This window comes from Nonomuraea sp. NPDC049695 (assembly GCF_040674955.1).
Lineage (GTDB): Bacteria > Actinomycetota > Actinomycetes > Streptosporangiales > Streptosporangiaceae > Nonomuraea > Nonomuraea helvata.
The window spans coordinates 42,193-61,278 of sequence record NZ_JBFANV010000046.1; the positions used below are offsets into that span (position 1 = coordinate 42,193).

15 protein-coding genes are annotated in these 19,086 nt (G+C 71.2%); 4 read left to right on the forward strand and 11 right to left on the reverse strand.

Going from position 1 to position 19,086, the window contains the following annotated elements:
- Positions 1-33 precede the first annotated feature (33 nt).
- The 3 genes from AB0J64_RS32875 to AB0J64_RS32885 all read right to left on the reverse strand — a co-directional run bounded on the left by AB0J64_RS32875 (position 34) and on the right by AB0J64_RS32885 (position 3,426).
- Positions 34-984 (reverse strand): hypothetical protein, encoded by a 951-nt coding sequence (locus AB0J64_RS32875; protein WP_364035550.1) that lies wholly within the window; start codon positions 982-984, stop codon positions 34-36.
- 73 nt (positions 985-1,057) lie between these two features.
- Positions 1,058-2,680: an ABC-F family ATP-binding cassette domain-containing protein gene (locus AB0J64_RS32880; RefSeq protein WP_364035553.1), complete on the reverse strand. Its 1,623-nt coding sequence runs from the start codon at positions 2,678-2,680 to the stop codon at positions 1,058-1,060.
- Between the two features lie 224 nt (positions 2,681-2,904).
- Positions 2,905-3,426, reverse strand: a complete 522-nt coding sequence (locus AB0J64_RS32885) for a CGNR zinc finger domain-containing protein (protein WP_364035556.1) — start codon at positions 3,424-3,426, stop codon at positions 2,905-2,907.
- A 25-nt stretch (positions 3,427-3,451) separates the two neighbouring features.
- Between AB0J64_RS32885 and AB0J64_RS32890 the strand changes: the two genes are divergently transcribed.
- The 3 genes from AB0J64_RS32890 to AB0J64_RS32900 all read left to right on the forward strand — a co-directional run bounded on the left by AB0J64_RS32890 (position 3,452) and on the right by AB0J64_RS32900 (position 5,384).
- Entirely contained in the window at positions 3,452-3,625 is a 174-nt protein-coding gene (locus AB0J64_RS32890; protein WP_364035559.1) for a hypothetical protein, read from the forward strand.
- A gap of 68 nt (positions 3,626-3,693) precedes the next feature.
- On the forward strand, positions 3,694-4,314 hold the full coding sequence (locus AB0J64_RS32895; RefSeq protein WP_364035562.1) for a TetR/AcrR family transcriptional regulator: 621 nt from the start codon (positions 3,694-3,696) through the stop codon (positions 4,312-4,314).
- The gene (locus AB0J64_RS32900) at positions 4,311-5,384 is read left to right on the forward strand and encodes an acyltransferase family protein (RefSeq protein ID WP_364035565.1); all 1,074 of its coding nucleotides are present in this window, start codon (positions 4,311-4,313) and stop codon (positions 5,382-5,384) included. Before AB0J64_RS32895 ends, AB0J64_RS32900 begins: the two co-directional genes overlap by 4 nt.
- On the opposite strand, the gene AB0J64_RS32905 is transcribed toward AB0J64_RS32900, so the two are convergent.
- From AB0J64_RS32905 to meaB, 3 genes are all read right to left on the reverse strand, one after another.
- The gene (locus AB0J64_RS32905) at positions 5,290-5,739 is read right to left on the reverse strand and encodes a thioesterase family protein (RefSeq protein WP_364035568.1); all 450 of its coding nucleotides are present in this window, start codon (positions 5,737-5,739) and stop codon (positions 5,290-5,292) included. The genes AB0J64_RS32900 and AB0J64_RS32905 overlap by 95 nt on opposite strands.
- Before the next feature lie 3 nt (positions 5,740-5,742).
- Complete coding sequence (locus AB0J64_RS32910) at positions 5,743-7,503, reverse strand: long-chain fatty acid--CoA ligase (RefSeq protein ID WP_364035571.1); 1,761 nt, start codon at positions 7,501-7,503, stop codon at positions 5,743-5,745.
- An 82-nt stretch (positions 7,504-7,585) separates the two neighbouring features.
- Positions 7,586-8,545 carry a methylmalonyl Co-A mutase-associated GTPase MeaB gene (gene meaB / locus AB0J64_RS32915; RefSeq protein ID WP_364035574.1) on the reverse strand — a complete coding sequence of 320 codons (960 nt, stop codon included), beginning with the start codon at positions 8,543-8,545 and terminating at the stop codon, positions 7,586-7,588.
- Positions 8,546-8,657: 112 nt separating this feature from the next.
- Between meaB and AB0J64_RS32920 the strand changes: the two genes are divergently transcribed.
- Positions 8,658-11,051: a protein kinase gene (locus AB0J64_RS32920; RefSeq protein WP_364035577.1), complete on the forward strand. Its 2,394-nt coding sequence runs from the start codon at positions 8,658-8,660 to the stop codon at positions 11,049-11,051.
- On the opposite strand, the gene scpA is transcribed toward AB0J64_RS32920, so the two are convergent.
- From scpA to AB0J64_RS32945, 5 genes are all read right to left on the reverse strand, one after another.
- A complete protein-coding gene (scpA, locus tag AB0J64_RS32925) occupies positions 11,045-13,192 on the reverse strand; it encodes a methylmalonyl-CoA mutase (protein ID WP_364035580.1) in 2,148 nt (715 codons plus the stop codon). The two genes, AB0J64_RS32920 and scpA, sit on opposite strands and share 7 nt — an antisense overlap.
- Positions 13,189-15,282 carry a methylmalonyl-CoA mutase family protein gene (locus AB0J64_RS32930; protein ID WP_364035583.1) on the reverse strand — a complete coding sequence of 698 codons (2,094 nt, stop codon included), beginning with the start codon at positions 15,280-15,282 and terminating at the stop codon, positions 13,189-13,191. Before AB0J64_RS32930 ends, scpA begins: the two co-directional genes overlap by 4 nt.
- Positions 15,283-15,314: 32 nt before the next feature.
- Positions 15,315-16,082 (reverse strand): peptidoglycan-binding protein, encoded by a 768-nt coding sequence (locus AB0J64_RS32935; RefSeq protein WP_364035586.1) that lies wholly within the window; start codon positions 16,080-16,082, stop codon positions 15,315-15,317.
- A gap of 81 nt (positions 16,083-16,163) precedes the next feature.
- Entirely contained in the window at positions 16,164-17,102 is a 939-nt protein-coding gene (gene mtnA / locus AB0J64_RS32940) for an S-methyl-5-thioribose-1-phosphate isomerase (protein WP_364035589.1), read from the reverse strand.
- Between the two features lie 51 nt (positions 17,103-17,153).
- On the reverse strand, positions 17,154-19,019 hold the full coding sequence (locus tag AB0J64_RS32945) for a TrkA C-terminal domain-containing protein (RefSeq protein WP_364035592.1): 1,866 nt from the start codon (positions 19,017-19,019) through the stop codon (positions 17,154-17,156).
- Between the last annotated feature and the right edge of the window lie 67 nt (positions 19,020-19,086).

Below are 19,086 nucleotides of genomic sequence, written 5' to 3' on the forward strand. Positions count from 1 at the left end.
GTGGGGTGCGCGGCCTTGCGCCGTCCGGCGGCGTCAGGCCGGGAAGTCGTCGGGATCGACGGGCGCGGTGCGGGCGTTGCCGCCCGAGATCGCGTGCAGCGTGATCCGCCAGTCGTGCCAGCGGATCTGCGTGGCGGTGAACGTCGTCTTGAACTTCGCCGACTTCTCGAACTTCTCGAAGCTGCATTCGCGCGTGAACGCCTTGCGCTTGCCGTCCCAGTCCACGCCGTGCGTGAAGTAGATCTTGTACGTGCCGTCCCGCACACCCTTGACCTTGAACTTCGACTTCTTGCGCACGTACACGCTGAACGTCTTGCTGCCGCCCTTCACGAGGGTGACCACGGCGTCGCGGGTGCCACCGTTGTCGACCTCCAGCGAGCTGCGGCCGTTGAGCGTGCTCCTGCGGACGAACGAGCCGTTGCTCAGCCGCCTGGTCTCCTTCTTCCCGGCCTTCACGTCCACGATGTCGGCCGGGTAGCCGCCGGCGCTCTGCAGGGCCTCGCCCGCCTTGTCGAGCGCGGCCAGCTTGTCGTCGAGGTCGGTGAGCACGGCCGAGGACGTGCACAGGTTCCTGGCGCCGACCTTGCCGGCCGTGGAGCCCAGCCCGCTGGCGAAGTCGCGCAGGCTGGTCACGTACGCGTCGTGCTGGGCGCGTACGGCGTCGGGCGGGGCGAGCGCGGCCAGCGCTTCGGCGGCGCCGCTCAGCGCCTCCTCCGCGCTGCCGACCCGCTGGTCCAGCGCCTTGACACTGCGCGCGCCCGCCAGGGCGCCGATCGCGCCCGCCATCGCCTTGTGCCTGCTTGCGAGCTCGCTCTTGTACTGCTCCGCCGTCAGCGCGCTGGGGCTGGGGGTGCTCGCCTCCGTGCCACCGCCGCTGACGGGCCCGCCGCCGCCGTTGCCGCCGGCGACGCCGCTGACCTTCGACGCGCCTTCGGTCGGCGACGGTAAGGACGACGAGCAGGCGCCGAGCGTGAGTGCTGACAAGGCGAGAACGCAGGAGATCAACCGAGGTCCAGCCACCTGTCACACTATCGTCCGGTTGATCCCCAGACGTCAATCACGATTCCGTCAGTCCAGTATCCCGATCCTGTCGCAGCCGGCGGGTGATCCCGATCGTCTCCAGGAACGGCACGTCGTGGCTGGCCACGACGAGCGCCCCCCGGTACGCGTTCAGGGCCTGGGTGAGCTGGCGGACGCTGGCCATGTCCAGGTTGTTCGTCGGCTCGTCGAGCAGGAGCAGCTGGGGCGGCGGCTCCGCCGACAGGAGCGCGGCGAGGGTCGCGCGGAAGCGCTCGCCTCCCGACAGCGTGCCGACGGCCTGGTTGACCCGGTCGCCCCTGAACAGGAAGCGCGCCAGGCGGGCTCTGACGTCGTTCACGGACGCGTCCGGAGCCATGGCCCGCACGTTGTCCACGATGCTCAGGGCGTCGTCCAGGAGGTCGAGGCGCTGGGGCAGGTACCGGACGGGGACGTGGGCGCCGTGCTCGACGATCCGCTTGAGCAACGTGGTCTTGCCGGAGCCGTTGGGACCCAGCAACGCGATCCGCTCGGGGCCGCGCACCACCAGCGTCTCCAGCACGACAGCACGCACGCCGTCCTCGCCGTCCATGCTGTCCAAGGCTGGGCCACCGCTCGCCCCGCCGCCTGACAGCGGCAAGGTGAGGACCGTGCGGCCGGCGGGGACCTCCGTGCCCGGCAGCTCGATGCGGATCTCCGCGTCGTCGCGCACCGCCTGCTCGGCCTCCGTCAGCCGCCCACGCGCCTCCTCCAGCTTCTCGATGGCCAGGTTGCGCTGCTTGCCGGCGCTCACCTGGGCCTTCCGCTTGAGCCCGTTGGCGACGATCTTCGGCACCTTCTTGTTCTCGAACGCCTTCCGCCCGTTGCGCAGGTTCCGGTCGATCCGGGTGCGGGCCTCGATGAGCTCGCGCTGCTGCCGCCGTACCTCTCCTTCCGCGGTGCGCACCATCCGCTGGGCGGCGTCCTGCTCGGCGGCGACCTGCTCCTCGTAGGCGCTCAGGTTCCCGCCGTACATGCGTACGACACCGTCGCGCAGCTCGGCGATCTGGTCCACCAGCTCCAGCAGCGCGCGGTCGTGGCTGACCACCACCAGCACGCCCTGCCAGGCGGCGACCGCGGCGTACAGCCGCTCCCGCGCGTCCAGGTCGAGGTTGTTGGTGGGCTCGTCGAGCAGCAGCACCTCGGGCCGCTTCAGCAGCTGGGCGGCCAGCGCGACCATGATGGTCTCGCCGCCCGACAGCGTGCCGACCGTGCGGTCCAGCCCGATGTGGCCGAGCCCGAGCCGGTCGAGCTCGGCGCCGGCGCGCTCCTCGACGTCCCAGTCGTCGCCGACCGCGGCGAAGTGCTCCTCGGCCACGTTCCCGCTCTCGATGGCGTGCAGCGCCGCCCGCGTCCCGCTGATCTCCAGCAGGTCCGACACGGTACGGCTCGCGCCCAGCGGGACGTTCTGCGGCAGGTACCCCACCTCCCCCGCCACGGACACGGCCCCGGACCGAGGGGCGAGCTCCCGCGCGATGATCTTCAGGAGGGTGGACTTGCCCGACCCGTTGACCCCGATGAGCCCGGTACGTCCGGCGGGGAAGGCGGCGTCGAGCCCGTCGAGCACCCCGGTGCCGTCCGGCCAGGCGAAGGACACGTGATCAACGACAATGGAAAAAGACATAAGGCGGCTCCCGTCACAAAGGTCGAAATTTCGTGACTTGGCGGGAAACACCGCATATACGCGCAGCACGAGGGAAGAGAGGGCGAGGAGATCGCCAGAGGTCCAGGTGTGCGCGCACTGCCCACGACAGGGCGGAACGGCGCGGTGCCCGCGACCTCAGATCCTCACGTCAACGGCCCCCAGGGCTCGGCGATAAGACCGGGACAGTTTATGCGACGCGAAGATTATCTGGCAAGGCTCCTGGCCCGGTGCGCCGCCACGTTGACCCTGTTGGCGCAGGCCGGCGAGCAGAACCGGCGCCTGCCGTTACGCGAGGTGTCCACGAAGACGATCTCGCACCCGTCGCGGTCGCACCGCCCCAGACGGTGCCTGCCCGCGAAGGACATGGCCATGGCCAGCCCGCCCGCCGTGGTGTCCTTCGCCCTGGCCACGATGTCGGCGTCCGGGGCGAAGAAGTGCAGGTGCGGCTCGCGGCCGTCGTGCGCGCTGACGTACGGCTTGGACGCGGTGACGTCGAGCAGGTCGTTGATCAGCTTGATCTGCGTGTCCTGGTCGGGCTCCCCGAACACGGGCGCCAGCCGCGCCGCCCACTCGCGCAGCTCCTCGGCCTGCTCGGCCGTGACGACGGTGCGGAGCAGGCGGTGCTCGGTGAGCATCGCCTCGACCGCCTCAGGGCTGAAGTCGGTCGCGTTCACCAGGGCCGCCGCGAGGGCCGCCCCGTTGCCGCCGTAAGCGTTGAAATGCATAAGGGCATTACATCAGATTGGAATCATGCACTCCAGACATCTGCACGATCCCCTGGCCCTGGCCGTCGTCTCCTCCCACCACACCTCCGAGGGCACGGTCTCCTACCTGAGGTGCGCCTGCGGCGCGTGGGAGGTGCGCACTTCGGGATTCGTCGCCACCGTCCGGCCGCTCGAGCGCCGCACGGGCGGCGCGGGATGACGCGCCGGTACGCCTGAGCCCGACCAGGAGAGATCGCATGCCCTGGCCGCCTGTGCTAAATTTTGGCCATGCGGTCAGAAAATGGGCCAGTCGGCCAGAAGCCGCGGTCGTTCATCGAGGAGGCCAGGCGCGCGCAGATCGTGGCGTCGGCCGTGGAGGTCATCGCGGAGGTCGGGTTCGCCCAGGCGTCGCTGGCACGCATCGCCAAGCACGCGGGCATCAGCAAGGGCGTCATCTCCTACCACTTCGCCGGCAAGGACGAGCTGATGGAGGAGGTGGTCACCCGCGTCTACAAACAGGCCGCCGAGCATGTGATCGCCGAGATGCAGAACGTGGAGGGCGCCGGCGAGCTGTTGCGGACCTATGTCCTCGCCAACGCCGCCCACATGCGTGAGCAGCGCTCACAGATCATGGCGCTCGGCGAGATCTTCAACAACCTGCGCACCGCCGAAGGCCAACCCCGCTACGGCGTCCACACCAGCGAGGAGATCTACCAGGCACTGGAGAACGTCTTCCGCCTCGGGCAGCGCACCGGCGAGTTCAGGGACTTCGACGTCCGCGTCATGGCCGTCACGCTGTCGGCCGCCATGGACAGCATGTTCGGCTACTGGGCCGCCTATCCGCAGCACGACCTCGAGGCGCACGCACACGAGCTGGCCGACCTCTTCGAAAGGGCCTGCACCACATGAAGACCGAGCCGAGAACCAGGCTCCACTCGATCGACAACCTCCGGACCGTGCTCACCGTGCTGGTCGTCGCCCACCACGTGGCGGTCACGTACGGCAACATCCCCCTCTGGTACTACACCGAGCCCGCCAAGGACCCGTCAGGGGGCCTGCTCGACCTTCTGGTGACGTTCAACCAGGCGTTCTTCATGGGGTTCTTCTTCCTCATCTCCGGCTTCTTCACCCCGGGCTCCTACGACCGCAAGGGCAGCCGCGCCTTCGTGCGGGACCGGCTGGTGCGGCTGGGCATCCCGCTGCTGCTCTTCATCCTGCTGCTCCGGCCGCTGGTGAACTTCGGTGATTACGCGCGGGTCGACGGCATGCCGTACTGGAAGTTCTACCTGCGCTCGTGGGACCCGGGGCCGATGTGGTTCGCCGAGGTGCTGATCGTCTTCGCCCTAGTGTACGCGTTGTGGCGGTCCCGACGTGCGCCGCTCGAGTCGCGCCCGGCCCCGCTCCGGTTCCGGTCGGTCGCGCTGTTCGTCGTGGGGCTGGCGGTGGCCACGTTCCTGTGGCGGATCCCGGTGCCGACCGGCACCTACGTGCCGGTGCTCGGGCTGCCGACACCGAACTTCCTGCCGCAGTACGTCTCCATGTTCGTCCTCGGATGCGTGGCCTTCAGGCGCGGCTGGTTCGAGACACTGCCGGCGCGCGCCGGGCGGCTGGGGCTCGTGGCGGCGGGCGTGTCGACCGCCGTGCTGCTGCCTCCCGCGGTCATGACGAGCGGGGCGGTGGCTTCGGCGCTGATGGCGGCCTGGGAGTCGGCCTTCGCGGTGAGCATGGTCATCGGGCTCTCGGTGCTCTTCAGGGAGCGGTTCGCCGAGCAGGGGCCGCGCGGCCGGTTCCTGTCCGACCACGCCTTCACCGTCTACATCATCCACCCGCTCGTGCTGGTCGCCGTCGCCTACGCGCTGCGCCCGCTCGAGGCGATCGCGATCGTCAAGTTCGCGATGGCGCTGGTGGTGGCTCTGCCGCTGTGCTGGGGGCTGGCGTACCTGGTGCGGTCGCTGCCGGGGGCCAAGCGGGTTCTCTGAGCATCTCCGGCAGCGGGCCGGCCCGGCCGTCGCGCACGCACACGTACGTGATCGTGCCGACGGCCACCAGCTCGTCCGCCCGCCGCATCGTGAACGTCATCGTGATCGACGTCGTGCCGACCCTGGCCGGCGAGCTCTCCACGGCCAGCACGTCGCCGAGCCGGGCTGGAGCGTGGTGCTCGCACCCGCTCGCCTTGACCACCAGGTCGGCGCCCTCCTCCCGGAGCCGGTCGTAGCCGCCCCTGGCGCCGAGCCAGTCGAGGAAGGCGTCCTCGAAGTACTCGTAGTAGCGGGTGGCGTGCATCATGGCCTGCGCGTCGCAGTGCCTCGGGCGTACCGGCAGGTGTGAGATCACGCGTCAGCCCTCGTAGAAGGCGTCGAGGACCTTGCCGTGGCGCTCCTCTACGGCCTTGCGCTTGATCTTGAGGCTGGCCGTCAGCTCGCCCGTCTCCACCGTGAAGTCCTCGGCCAGGATCGCGAACTTCTTGACCGTGGCGTAACTCGCCTCGTCCGCGTTGACCTGGTCGATGGCCTTCTGGACCTCCTCGCGCATCCGCGGGTGCTCGCGCAGCCGCTCCGGGTCCTCCGGCAGCGACTCCGCCCGCGCCCACGGCCCGGCCACGTCCATGTCGAGCGTGACCAGCGCGGTGACGTAGTTGCGCCGGTCGCCGTGCACGAACACGTGCGACGCGTACGGGCAGGCCGCCTTGATGCGGCCCTCCAGGTACGTCGGCGCGACGTACTTGCCGCCCGAGGTCTTGATCAGCTCCTTCTTCCGGTCGGTGATGCGCAGCCGGCCGGCCGGGTCGAGCTCGCCGATGTCGCCCGTGTGCAGCCAGCCGTCCTCCAGCGCCTCGGCCGTCTCCTCCGGCAGCCCGTGGTAGCCGCGCATGACGCCGCGACCGCCGATGAGGATCTCGCCGTCGTCGGCGATGCGGACCTCGGCGCCCGGCAGGGGTGGCCCGACCGTCCCGAACTTCACCGACTCCAGCCGGTTGAGGAAGCTGCCCGCCGACGACTCCGTGAGGCCGTACCCCTCGAGGATCGGCAGGCCCGCCGCGTCGAAGAACTCCGCGATGTCCATGGACAGCGGGGCGGCGCCGGAGACGAAGAACCGGATCCGGCCGCCGAACCGGTCGCGGAGCTTGGCGAAGACCAGGCGGTCGGCCAGGGCGTACTCGATCCTGGTGGTGAGCGGGATGGGCGCCTCGCGCTGGCGGGCGCGGCTGACCCTGATGCCGGTCTCCCGCGCCCAGTTGAAGATGCGCAGCTTGACGCCGCCCTCGCGCCGCACGGTGGCCACGACGGTGTTGTGGATCTTCTCGAAGATGCGCGGCGCGGCGGCCATGAACGTCGGCTTGAGCACGCCGAGGTTCTCGGCGATCTTGTCGAGGCGGCCGTCGATCGCGGTCGGGACGCCGATGTCGATCATGACGATCTCCAGCAGCTTGCCGAACGAGTGCGACAGCGGCAGCCACAGGAAGTGCAGGTCGTCCCTGGAGATCAGGTCCAGCCGGTGCACGCCGCCCGCGGCGTGCAGCCAGTTGTCGTGGGTCAGCTCCACGCCCTTGGGGCGGCCGGTCGTACCGGAGGTGTAGATGAGCGTGGCCAGGTCGTCGGCGGCGATGGCGTCCACCATGCCCTCGTAGTCGCCGTCTTGCGGGCCTTGAAGAGAGTCGAGCCTGACCACCCAGCCGTCGTCGCTCGCCGTGCCGTCGATGACCACGACGCGGGTGACGCCGGGCAGCTCCTTCTGGACGGACCTGAGCTTGGCGACCTGGTCGTCGTTCTCGGCGATCACGATCGTGCTGCCGGAGTCGGTGATGACGAACGCCGCCTCGGCGGCCGTGTTGGACGGGTAGATCGTGGTCGTGGCCGCGCCCGTGGCCAGCACCGCCAGGTCGGCGAGGATCCATTCGAGCCGGGTCGAGGAGAGGATCGACACGCGCGTGCCGGGCCCGCAGCCCAGCCCGGCCAGGCCCAGAGCCAGCCCGCGCACCCGTTCGCCCACCTCGCGCCAGGTCAGCGAGGTCCAGCCGCCGTCAGAGGGAGTTCGGTACGCCTCATCGTCGGGGGTCGCCGCGATCCGGTCGCGCAGCAGGGACGGAATGCTGGACATGCCTGGCCTCCTGGACGGGTGTCGATCCCGACTCTAAGAGCAATTCCATGATTGCGGATAGACCCGCTCGCCCGGCGCCGTCTCAAGAGCGCTTGAAGACCGACAGGAGGCGGTCGGCCGCGAGGGAGGGGGTCAGCTCGCCCGCGAGGACCTCCCGCTCCACCTCCTCGGTGATCGCCGCCACCTCGGGGTCGTTGCGGAGCTCGGCCAGCAGCCGGTCCCGTACCAGCGTCCACGTCCAGCCCACCTGCTGGCGGCGGCGCTTGGCGGCCAGGTCGAGCGCGTCCTGGTGGGCCAGCACGTGGCGCCAGAGCTTGTCCAGCCCGTCGCCGGTCAGCCCGCTGCACGTGAGCACCGGCGGCGGGACCGAGTCGGAGCGGAGCATGCGCAGCGCGCCCGACAGCTCCCGTGCGGCCTTCCTGGCCGGCAGCTCGTGCTCGCCGTCGGCCTTGTTGACCGCGATGACGTCGGCCAGCTCCAGCACGCCCTTCTTGATCCCCTGGAGCTGGTCGCCGGTGCGGGCCAGTGTGAGCAGCAGGAACGTGTCCACCATGTCGGCCACCGCGGTCTCCGACTGGCCGACGCCGACGGTCTCGACCAGGACGACGTCGAAGCCGGCCGCCTCCACCACGACCATGGCCTCCCTGGTCGCCTTGGTGACGCCGCCGAGCGTGCCCGAGGTCGGCGAGGGCCGGATGAAGGCGTCGGGGTCAGCCGACAGCCGGGCCATGCGGGTCTTGTCGCCGAGGATACTGCCGCCCGTCCTGGTGGACGAGGGGTCCACGGCCAGCACGGCCACCTTGTGGCCGCTCTCGGTCAGCATCGTCCCGAGCGCGTCGATGAACGTGGACTTCCCCACGCCGGGCACACCGGAGACGCCCACCCTGCGCGCGTGGCCGGAGAGGGGGGTGAGCTCGACGAGCAGCCGCTGCGCCAGCGCGATGTGGTCGGGCCTGGTCGACTCGACCAAAGTGATCGCGCGCGCGATCCACGTACGGGACCCGGCCCGTACACCTTGGGCGTAGTCCTCCAGCGAATGCACCCGACTTACCCCTTTTCTTCCCAGTTGATCAGCCTAAGCTCTGACAAGTCTTGACTTTTGCCAGTAGGGTGCTGGAGTTCTAACCTCAGCCGTCACAGGAGTCACTCCCCTCATGCCCAACGTCGAACCCCTCCGCGAGGGCGACCCGGCAACGGTGGGACCCTACCGGCTGGTCGGTCGTCTCGGAGCGGGCGGCCATGGTGTCGTCTACCTCGGCCAGGCCCGCAACGGCACCCCCGTCGCGGTCAAGGCGCTGCGCGAGGGACTCGCCGGGGACGACCGACTCGCCAGGGAGATCGCCGCCGCGCGCAAGGTCGAGCCGTTCTGCCTCGCGCAGGTGCTCGACGCCTCAACCAGCGGCCGCCCGTACATCGTGTCCGAGTACGTGGACGGGCCCTCGCTCCAGCAGGCAGGCCGGCAGGGCGGGGCGGAGCTGCAGCGGATCGCCGTGTCCAGCGCGACCGCGCTGGACGCCATCCACCAGGCCGGCGTCGTCCACGGGGACTTCAAGCCGTCGAACGTCCTGCTCGGGCCCGACGGGCCGCAGGTCGTGGACTTCGGCATCGCCGGGGCGCTCGCCGGCGGCATGAAGGCGACCGGCACCTTCGTCGGCACGCCCGCGTACATGGCGCCCGAGCAGCTCTCCGGGAAGGCGGTCGGAGCGCCTGCCGACGTGTTCGCGTGGGCGTCGGTGATGGTCTTCGCGGCCACGGGGACGCCGCCGTTCGGCGACGACTCGCTGCCCGCGGTGATCAACCGCATCCTGAACGACGAGCCGCACCTCGGCGAGCTCCGTGGGCTGGTGCGCGAGATCATGCTGGCCTGCCTGGCCAAGGACCCCGGCGCCCGTCCCGTGATGCGCGACGTGCTGCTCCGGCTGACCGCGCCCTCGCGCCAGCCTGCCGCCCCGCCCCAATCTCCGGCCGGCCAGCAGACCCCGGTCCCGTACCAGACCTCGGACCAGGCTCCGCTGCCGCGCCGGACGCCGGGCGCGTACCAGACGTCCGACCAGAGCGCGGCCCCGCACCAGACGCCGGTCCCGTACCAGACCTCTGACCAGCCCTCGGTTCCGTACCAGGCCGCCGATGCTGCTCCGGCCTCGTACGAGACCGTTGACCAGCCGGCGGCGGCCTGGCAGCAGACCGACCAGCAGGCGGCGGCCTGGCACCAGACGCCCGAGCCGGCCTTCGACCAGGACACGCCGCCACGCCGGGGCCGCGCCCAGGCTCCCGGCGCCGACCACCAGGGGGCCTATCCGGAGGCCCAACCGGGAGCCCAACCCGGAGCCCAGTCGGGAGCCCAGTCGGGAGCTCTGCCGCGGCGCTTCGGTCCGCGCCAGAGCCCGGACCAGCCCGCCGCGCCGCAGCCCGCCCCCGGCGGGCACTTCGGCCAGGAACCGGCCGGACATCATGGCCAGGAGGCGTCTGCGCACTACGGCCAGCAGCCGGCCGGACACCATGCCCAGGAACCGGCCGCGCACTACGGCCAGGAACCGGCCGGACACTATGGCCAGGAGGCGTCTGCGCACTACGGCCAGCAGCCGGCCGGACACCATGGCCAAGAACCGGCCGCGCACTACGGCCAGGACCCAGCCGGACACTACAGCCAGGAACCGGCCGCCCATTTCGCCCGAGAACCGGCCGGGCACTATGGACATGACCCGGGGACACACCACGGCCAGGGGCCGGCGGCGTTCCCGCTGGGCGCCCCGGTCGTGGCACCGGTTCCGGCGGAGTTCGACCATCCGGCGGAGTTCGAGCGGGCGGCGGCTCGCGAGCAGCCGGTGCCCGAGCCGGCGATGGCCCAGCACTCGGCGCTGGTCGGCCTCCTCGCGCCGGGAGATACACCGGCCAGGGCGCCCGCCGGAGCACCAGGTGAGGCACCCGCAGGCGCACCCGCGCCGCCGCGACGGTCCGGTCGGCGGCGCATGAAGATCGTGCTCATCGCGGGCGCCTCCGGCGTCTCCGTGCTGGCGCTGGCCGGCGCCATCATGTGGCTCACCCCCACGACCCCCACGGCCAAGAGCGTCTCGGTCGCGAGCAGCACGCCCTCGGCCTCGAAGTCCGCCAAGTCCACGCCGTCGCAGCGGCCGAAGCGGACGCGTACCCCCGGGGCGAGCCCGCAGAGCGAGGGCGACCCGAGCACGGTGCCGACCGACGGCACCACGTCAACCGCGGTGCCCGGCGCGAGCGGGCAGCTCAGGCTCGTCTACGTCCGCGCGGGCGGCACCAGGAACGGCGACTGCTGGTCGGGCGGCGAGGTGACCCTCCAGGCGCTGGTGCAGCGCACCGGCGAGCCGCTGAACTTCAGGTACACCTGGTACATCGACCGCACGCCCGTGGGCCGCTCGTCGGCGGCCATCTCGGAGAACGGTCAGCGCTACCTCGCCGCGCCGCAGAGCCTCCGGAGCGAGGGAGGCGTCCACCGGGTCACGCTCAGGATCACCTCCCCGATCGTGACCCAGCGGACGATCTCCGTCACGATGTGCCAGAGCGGGACCTACTGACGGTCCCGCAGCTGGTCCAGCAGGTCGAGGGCGGCGTCGGCGATCACCGTGCCCGGCGGGAAGATCGCGGCGGCGCCCGCGGCCCGCAGCTCGTCGTGGTCGCCCGGCGGGATGACGCCGCCGACCACGATCATGATGTCGCCGGCGTCGAGGTCGGCCAGCGCCCGGCGCAGCGCGGGCACCAGGGTGAGGTGTCCCGCGGCCAGCGACGACACGCCCACGATGTGCACGTCGGCCTCGACCGCCTGCCTGGCGACCTCCTCCGGCGTCTGGAACAGCGGGCCGACGTCAACGTCGAAGCCGAGGTCGGCGAAGGCCGTGGCGATCACCTTCTGGCCGCGGTCGTGGCCGTCCTGGCCCATCTTCGCCACGAGGATGCGCGGGCGGCGCCCCTCGGCCCGTTCGAAGTCGGCGCAGGCCCGGCGGACGCGCTCGATGTTGTCGGAGTGGCCTGACTCGTCGCGGTACACCCCAGAGATGGTACGTACCGGCTCGGCGTGCCTGCCGAACACCCGCTCGAGGGCGTCGGAGATCTCGCCCACCGTGGCCTTGGCCCGGGCGGCGTCCACGGCCAGTTTGAGCAGATTGTGCTCCAGGCCGGGCGCGGGGTTGTCGGCGGCCTTCGTGAGCGCGTCGAGCGCCCGCTGCACGGCGTCGGGGTCGCGCTCGGCCCTGAGGCGGGCCAGCTTGTCGAGCTGCTGGGCGCGTACGGCGCTGTTGTCGACCTTGAGCACCTCGATGGTCTCGTCGCCCTCGGCCCGGTACTTGTTGACGCCGATCACGGGCTGACGCCCGGAGTCGATCCTGGCCTGCGCACGTGCGGCCGCCTCCTCGATGCGGAGCTTGGGCAGGCCCGCCTCGATGGCCCTGGCCATGCCGCCGGCGGCCTCGACCTCCTGGATGTGGGCCCAGGCGCGTTCGGCGAGGTCGTGGGTGAGGCGCTCGACGTAGTAGGAGCCGCCCCACGGGTCGATCACCTTGGTCGTGCCCGACTCCTGCTGGAGGAGGAGCTGGGTGTTGCGGGCGATGCGGGCGGAGAAGTCGGTGGGCAGCGCGAGGGCCTCGTCCAGCGCGTTGGTGTGCAGCGACTGGGTGTGGCCCTGGGTGGCCGCCATGGCCTCGACGCAGGTGCGGGCGACGTTGTTGAAGACGTCCTGCGCGGTCAGCGACCAGCCGGAGGTCTGGGAGTGGGTACGGAGGCTCAGCGATTTCGGATTTTTCGCCTTGAAGCCGGACACCAGCTTGGCCCAGAGCAGCCGGGCGGCCCGCAGCTTGGCGACCTCCATGAAGAAGTTCATGCCGATGCACCAGAAGAACGACAGCCGCGGCGCGAACCGGTCGACGTCCATCCCGGCGGCGACTCCTGCCCGCAGGTACTCGACGCCGTCGGCGAGCGTGTAGGCCAGCTCCAGGTCGCACGTCGCGCCGGCTTCCTGGATGTGGTAGCCCGAAATGCTGATGGAGTTGAATTTCGGCATCTTTTCGCTCGTATAAGCAAAAATATCCGAAATAATCCGCATGGACGGCGCTGGGGGATAAATGTAGGTATTGCGTACCATGAACTCTTTGAGGATGTCGTTCTGGATGGTCCCGGCGAGCTCCTCCGGCGCGACGCCCTGCTCCTCGGCCGCCACGATGTACAGCGCGAGGACGGGCAGCACGGCGCCGTTCATGGTCATCGACACCGACATCCGGTCGAGCGGGATGCCGTCGAACAGCTGCCGCATGTCATAGATCGAGTCGATCGCCACCCCGGCCATGCCCACGTCGCCGGCGACCCGGGGGTGGTCGGAGTCGTATCCCCGGTGCGTGGCCAGGTCGAAGGCCACCGACAGGCCCTTCTGCCCGGCGGCGAGGTTGCGCCGGTAGAAGGCGTTGGACTCCTCGGCCGTGGAGAAGCCCGCGTACTGGCGGATGGTCCAGGGCTGGTTGACGTACATGGTGGGGTACGGACCCCGCAGGTAGGGGGCCGCGCCGGGATAGGTGCGCAGGAAGTCGAGCCCCTCGAGGTCGTCGGCGGTGTAGAGCGGCTTGACCGCGATCCCTTCCGGCGTCTCCCACACCTCGCCGGCGTGCTCCGGCTCCCCGGGGACGTCCTCGGGCAGGGCGTTGAGCGGGATGCCGGAGAAGTCCGGGATCATCGGGTCACCTCCAGGTGGTCGAAGGTCTCGCGGAGCACGGCCGCCGCGTCGCAGCCCGCGTAGAGGTTTCCGTCCACGCCTTCGTACTCCCCCTTCCCCGCCAGCCACACTTTCCTCGCACCGGCCTTGCGCAGTGCGGCGGCAACGGCGGGGGCGTGCTGGGCGTACAGCTTGTCCGACGAGCACAGGCACGCGACGGTGGTGCCGCTCATGGCGTACGCGGTGGCGATCTGCTCGGGGTCCGTCCCGGGACCGGCGCTCTCGGTGTCGAGCCCGCCCGCCTGGAAGAGGTTGGCGGCGAACGAGGCCCGCGCGGTGTGAGCGGCGACGGGCCCGATGGTGGCGAGGAACACCTTGGGCCGCTCGGGCTGCGCGTCGGCCAGGTCCCGCAGCTCCTCGAACGCCTCGGCGTACCGGACCCTCGGCAGCCCGCCCCTGACTCCCGCCCCCTCCGGCGCTTCTTCGGATGTGGTGGCAGCCCGCTCCCCTGCCGACGACGCACCCTCACCGGCACGCCCGTCCGCCGATGCGGCAACGCCCTCGACACCGGCCTCCCGAGGGGCGTGCACCTCAGCGGCATCGCCGGACGCCACCGGCACGCCAGGAGGCGCCCCCGCCGGTGGCGCAGCGGCAGGCGATGGCGCAGCGGGCGATGTGTCAGGCGGCGGCCCGGCGGCGGGCGGTGGCGCGGCGGCGGGCGGTGGCGCGGCGGGCGACGTGGCAGGCGGCGGCGCGGCGGTGGGTGAGGGGGTGGCCGACGCTGGAGACGGCGGTGCGGTGGGAGGGCCGGAGGAGGCCAGGCTCGAGGCCCCGGCGGGGGACGGCGGCCGGACCGGCTTCTCGTGGACGTGCGGGAACTCGCTCACGCCCGTGATCGGGAAGCGGCGGTGGGCGATGTCGTCGGCGCGGCGGGCACGCGTGGCGGCGATCCGGCCGGACACCAGCTCGTACGCCCGCCCGATCCCGCCCGCCGCCTCGATCTCCTGGAACCAGGCCCACGCCCGCTCGGCGAGGTCGGCGGTGCGGCGCTCGACGTACCAGGAGCCCCCGGCGGGGTCGATGACGTGCCCGAGCCCCGACTCCTCCAGCAGGAGCGACTGCGTGTTGCGGGCGATGCGGCGGGAGAAGGCGTCCGGCAGGCCGAGGCAGGCGTCGAACGGCTGCACCGTGACCGCGTCGGCCCCGCCGACCCCGGCGGCGAAGCAGGCGAGGGTGGTGCGGAGCATGTTCACCCAGGGGTCGCGGGCGGTCATCATGGCCGAACTGGTGACCGCGTGCTGCCGCTGCCCGCCGTGCTCAGGGGCCCCGCAGACCTCGGCGACCCGCGCCCACAGCCGGCGGGCCGCGCGCAGCTTGGCGATGGTGGCGAACTGGTCGGCGGTGGCGGCGTACCGGAAGTCGATCTGCCCTAGCGCTTGCTCAACGGAGAGCCCACCGCCGGTGAGCGCCCGCAGCTCGGCGACGCCCTGTGCGATCGAGCAGCCCAGCTCCTCGGCGTCACTGCCGCCCGCGTCGTGGTACGGCGTGGCGTCGACGGTCACCGCCCTGAGCCCGGGGAAGCCCTCGACACAGCGCCGGGCCAGCTCCAGCCCCGCGCCTCCGGCACAGGCGGAGGCCCCCAGGTTCCCTCGCACCGCGACGCCGCGCCCGAACAGGACCTCGGCGGCCTCGCGTACGCGCTCCCCCGCCTCCAGCACGACCGGGGCCAGGTCGAGGTAGACGTCCTTGAGCACGGCGCCCAGCGCGTCCACCGGGATCGCGCCGTCACCCACCACCAGCCAGAGCGACGTGACGCCGTTCTCCAGGTCCGCCAGCACCGCCTCGGGGTCGGACACCGCGTGCCGCTGCCGCACGTCCCAGCCGCCTGCGGCCCGCGTGCCGCGCACGTAAGGCGGCTCGCCGGGCAGACCGGGATCGCCGGGCAGGTCGTCCTGGTCGTAGAGCGGCGCGACGGTCACCCCGTCATAGGTGAGGCTCGACAGCGCCTCCTCGGGCGAGCCCGCCTCGATCCCGGATTTACGCAGCACCTCGATCGCCAACGCCCGCCAGTCGTCCCGGGAGACGGACGCGAAACCCGCTGCCAGTTCCATGGTCGGATACTACGCGTTTACCGGGGCCGGGCTCAGGCAGCGGGGGCCTCCCACGCCAGCCGCCACGTGACCGGCCCCACGATCCCGTCGTCCGTGACGCCCTGCTGGCGCTGGAATCCGCGGCACACGTCGCGCGACTCCGCGCCGTACGCCCCGTCCACCGTCAGGGCCCAGCCGCGCCGCTTCATCTGCTCCTGCCAGGTGCGCACGTCGTCGCCCTGCGTCACCGGCGGGTACGTGAGCAGCCGCCCGGGGAACGGCGGCGCGACCGGCCCGGGCTCCGTGCCTCCGCCGGGGCGGGGCGCGCCCCGGCGAACCCATGCGTAGAGCGGTTCCCCGGGGCAGTCGGTCGAGTATCCGTCCCGGTGCCCCTTGATCTCCTTGCCGGCGCTGCCTTTGTCGCGCACGTACTGGACCGCGTCCAGGATCGCGTGGAGCACCCCGTCGGGCGGCTGCACGAGCCCCGAGTTCCCCACGAGCCCAAGCACGGCGTAGTGGCCAGCGTTGAGGCCAGGGCCGTTCGCGGCGGGCAGGTGGTGCAAGCCGCGCCCCTCGAACACCTTTTTATGCGGACAAGCCACATACGAATAACCGATGTCGATCCAGCCGTTGCCGTCCATGTGGTACGCCTGGATGGAGCGCACCAGCGCGACGCATCCGTTGTGGTCATGGACGATGCCGGGATCGACGCTGCCACCCGTGTAGTGGACTTTCACTCCCTTGGTGGAGTCGAGCTGGGTGTAGTCGCCACGCGGCGCGCGGGCGTTCCAGTCGCGCCGTAACACCAGGTCGATTGCCACGGTGAGCTCCGAGGGTCGCGGTCGGGACCACCGAGCGTAACGCGGGGGACGCGGACAGGTCCTGAAGATGTGGGATTTGACCTATGGCCGGATCACTCGCTTGTCCGTCACGATCGCGGTGATGAGATCGTGCGGCGTCACGTCGAAGGCCGGGTTCAGCGCTCGCGTTCCCTCGGGTGCCACGCGTACACCTCTGACGGTCACGACCTCGTCCGCTCCCCTGTCCTCGATCTCGATGTGCTCGCCGGAGGGGGTGTGCTGGTCGATCGTGGACTCCGGCGCGACCACCACGAACGGCACCCCGGCGCGCTCCGCGCCGAGCGCGAGGGCATACGAGCCGATCTTGTTGGCGGTGTCGCCGTTGGCGGCGATGCGGTCGGCGCCGATGAGCACCGCGTCCACGTCGCCCCTGGCCAGCAGGTACGGCCCCGCGGAGTCGGCGATGAGCCGGTGCGGCGCGCCCATCCGGGCCAGCTCCCAGGTGGTGAGCCTGGCGCCCTGCAGCAGCGGGCGGGTCTCGAGTGCGAGCACCTCGGCCAGCCGGCCGCGTTCGTGGAGCGTCCGCACGACGCCGAGCGCGGTACCGCGTTCGACGGCGGCCAGCCCGCCGGTGTTGCACACCGTCATGATCCGCAGCCGGTCGCCTTCGAGCAGGTCGGCCCCGCGCTCCCCCATGGCCACGCAGGCGGCAATGTCGTCGTCGCGCACGCGCAGCGCGGCCGCGAGCACCGACTCGCGGCCGCCGTGCAGGTGGGCGACGGCCTGGTCGACGCCCCACGCGAGGTTGACGGCGGTGGGCCTGGCGGCGCGGAGCCTGGCGATCTGCGCGGCGTCGCCGCCGGCCAGCACGACGCCGAGCGCCCCGGCCACGCCGAGCGCGGGCGCGCCGCGCACGGCCAGCCGCTGGATGGCGTCCACCAGATCGTCCACGGTGTGGATGCGCAGCATCACGCACTTGTCCGGCAGCAGGGTCTGGTCGACGAGCTCGATGGCGCCGTCCACCCAGTCGATGGTCCTCACAGGGCAAATGTACGGCGGCTCAGGCCCGCTTCCCGTGACCGGCAGGCGAGGTCAGCGTTCCGCCAGGACGATCACCGAGTCCCTCGGGTGGAGCACGATCGGCTCGGACTTGTCCGGGTTGAGGATGATGCCGTAGTGCGGCGGGACGTTGCGTGCGTGGGCGCTGCGGTAGCCGATGGCGGTCTCGCCCCTCCGCTTGGCTGCCTCCACGACCGTGGAGAACGTCACCCGCGTCCCCGTCGTCACGTACGAGCCGGCGGGCCGGGGGTAGATCTCCGAGCCGCGCGAGTCGAACAGGTAGCCGAACACGTCGGCCAGGTGCCGGTTCTCGGCGAGCTGGGCGAGGAGCAGGCCGATGACGGTGTCGCTGATCACGATGTCGTCGGCCTCGGTGACCTCGGCCAGGGCGCGGTTGTTCTCGTCGTGCATCTCGCTGACGATCGAGTAGTGCTCGCCGAGGGCGCTCTGCATGTCGCGGAGCTGGAGCAGCGTCATGAGCGTGCGCGTGTCGGAGTGGTGGGGGTCGAAGCGGTCGTCGGACAGGACGATGACGTGCTGGAAGAGGCCGACGCCGAGCGACTCGAGCGCGTACCTGTCGGTGGTGTCGCAGTCCTTGACGTTCACGGTGAGGTTGCGCAGGCCCGCCAGGCCTGCGCCCGCCTTGGGGTGGTCGGCGGCGATCTCCAGGACGGAGCCGGGGGCGACGTAGCCGTCGAGGTAGCGGACGATCTGCTCGGCCCGGCCGTTCCAGTTGAGCAGCAGCGTGCGCTCGGGCTCGGTGGGCGGCGCCTCCGCCTCGACGATGGCGGCCTCGTCCAGGGACGGCTTGCCGGCGGCCAGGCGGATGTGGGAGTCGTCGTGCGCGATGACGATGACCTGGTCGTCTGCGTTGATGACGGTGTCCGCGGGCGGGTTCAGCACGACGCCGGCCGGCCGGCGCAGGCCGATGACGGAGGCGGTCTGGTACGCGTGCAGCGCCTCGCCGTACGTGACGCCGACGAGCTTCTTGGGGGTGCGCAGGTAGATCTCGCCGCCGTCGAAGTTCAGCAGGTCCATGCAGACGACGGACATGCCGGACTGGCGCGAGGACTGCACGATGAGCCTGGAGGCGGTGTCGTCGGAGTCGACCAGGTGCACGTCCTGGCCGCCGGCCAGGCGGGCGGCGGCGATGTTGCGGCTGGAGGTGAGCCCGGCGACCACCGGCGGGTGCATGCCGTCGCGCTTGGCCAGCGCGAGCAGGATCTTGATGACGTGCGCGTCCGGGTCCTTGCTCTCAGGCGAGAGCACGACGACGGAGCGGGCGGTGGCCAGGTTCATCAGCGCGAGGTCGCGCGGCTCGGTGGGCCGCCCCGTACGGCAGACCAGCCGGGTCCTGCCGAGGTCGCCGACCGCCTCGCGGATGTCCTCCTCCATGGCGAGTTTGTCACGTTCCGCCAGGATGGCGATGACGGAGCCCTTCTCGCTGGCGTGCGCCTTGACCAGCTCGGCCACGATGGTGAACACCTGGTCCGACCAGCCGAGGATCACCGTGTGCCCGGACTCGACGATCCGCGAGCGCCCCCTGCGCAGGCGGTCCACCTTCTGCTTGAGCCCGTTCGACAGCAGGCCCACGAGCATGCTGACGATGAACAGGCCGCCGAGCGACCCCGCGAACATCACGGCCATGTACGCCGTCGAGCCCTTGTCGCTGGCGACCTTGCTCGGGGTCAGCGCGTGCATGAGCGCGATCCAGAGCACGTGCCCAGGACCGGCCACGCCGTCCGGCTCGTCGGGCGCGAGCCAGAGCGTCAGCGCCGCCACGATCACGATCAGCGTCAGCGACACCACGGCCAGCCAGCCGATCAGCGAGGCGGTGCCCTTGGACATGGTGTTGTCGAACCAGTAACGCGCCCGCTCACGGAACGTGACCTTCGACACTTTCCCCCATCCTCCGTGTAAGGAGTGATTTATGTGACGACCCAAGGTACCGGTGGATCTTGGGGTA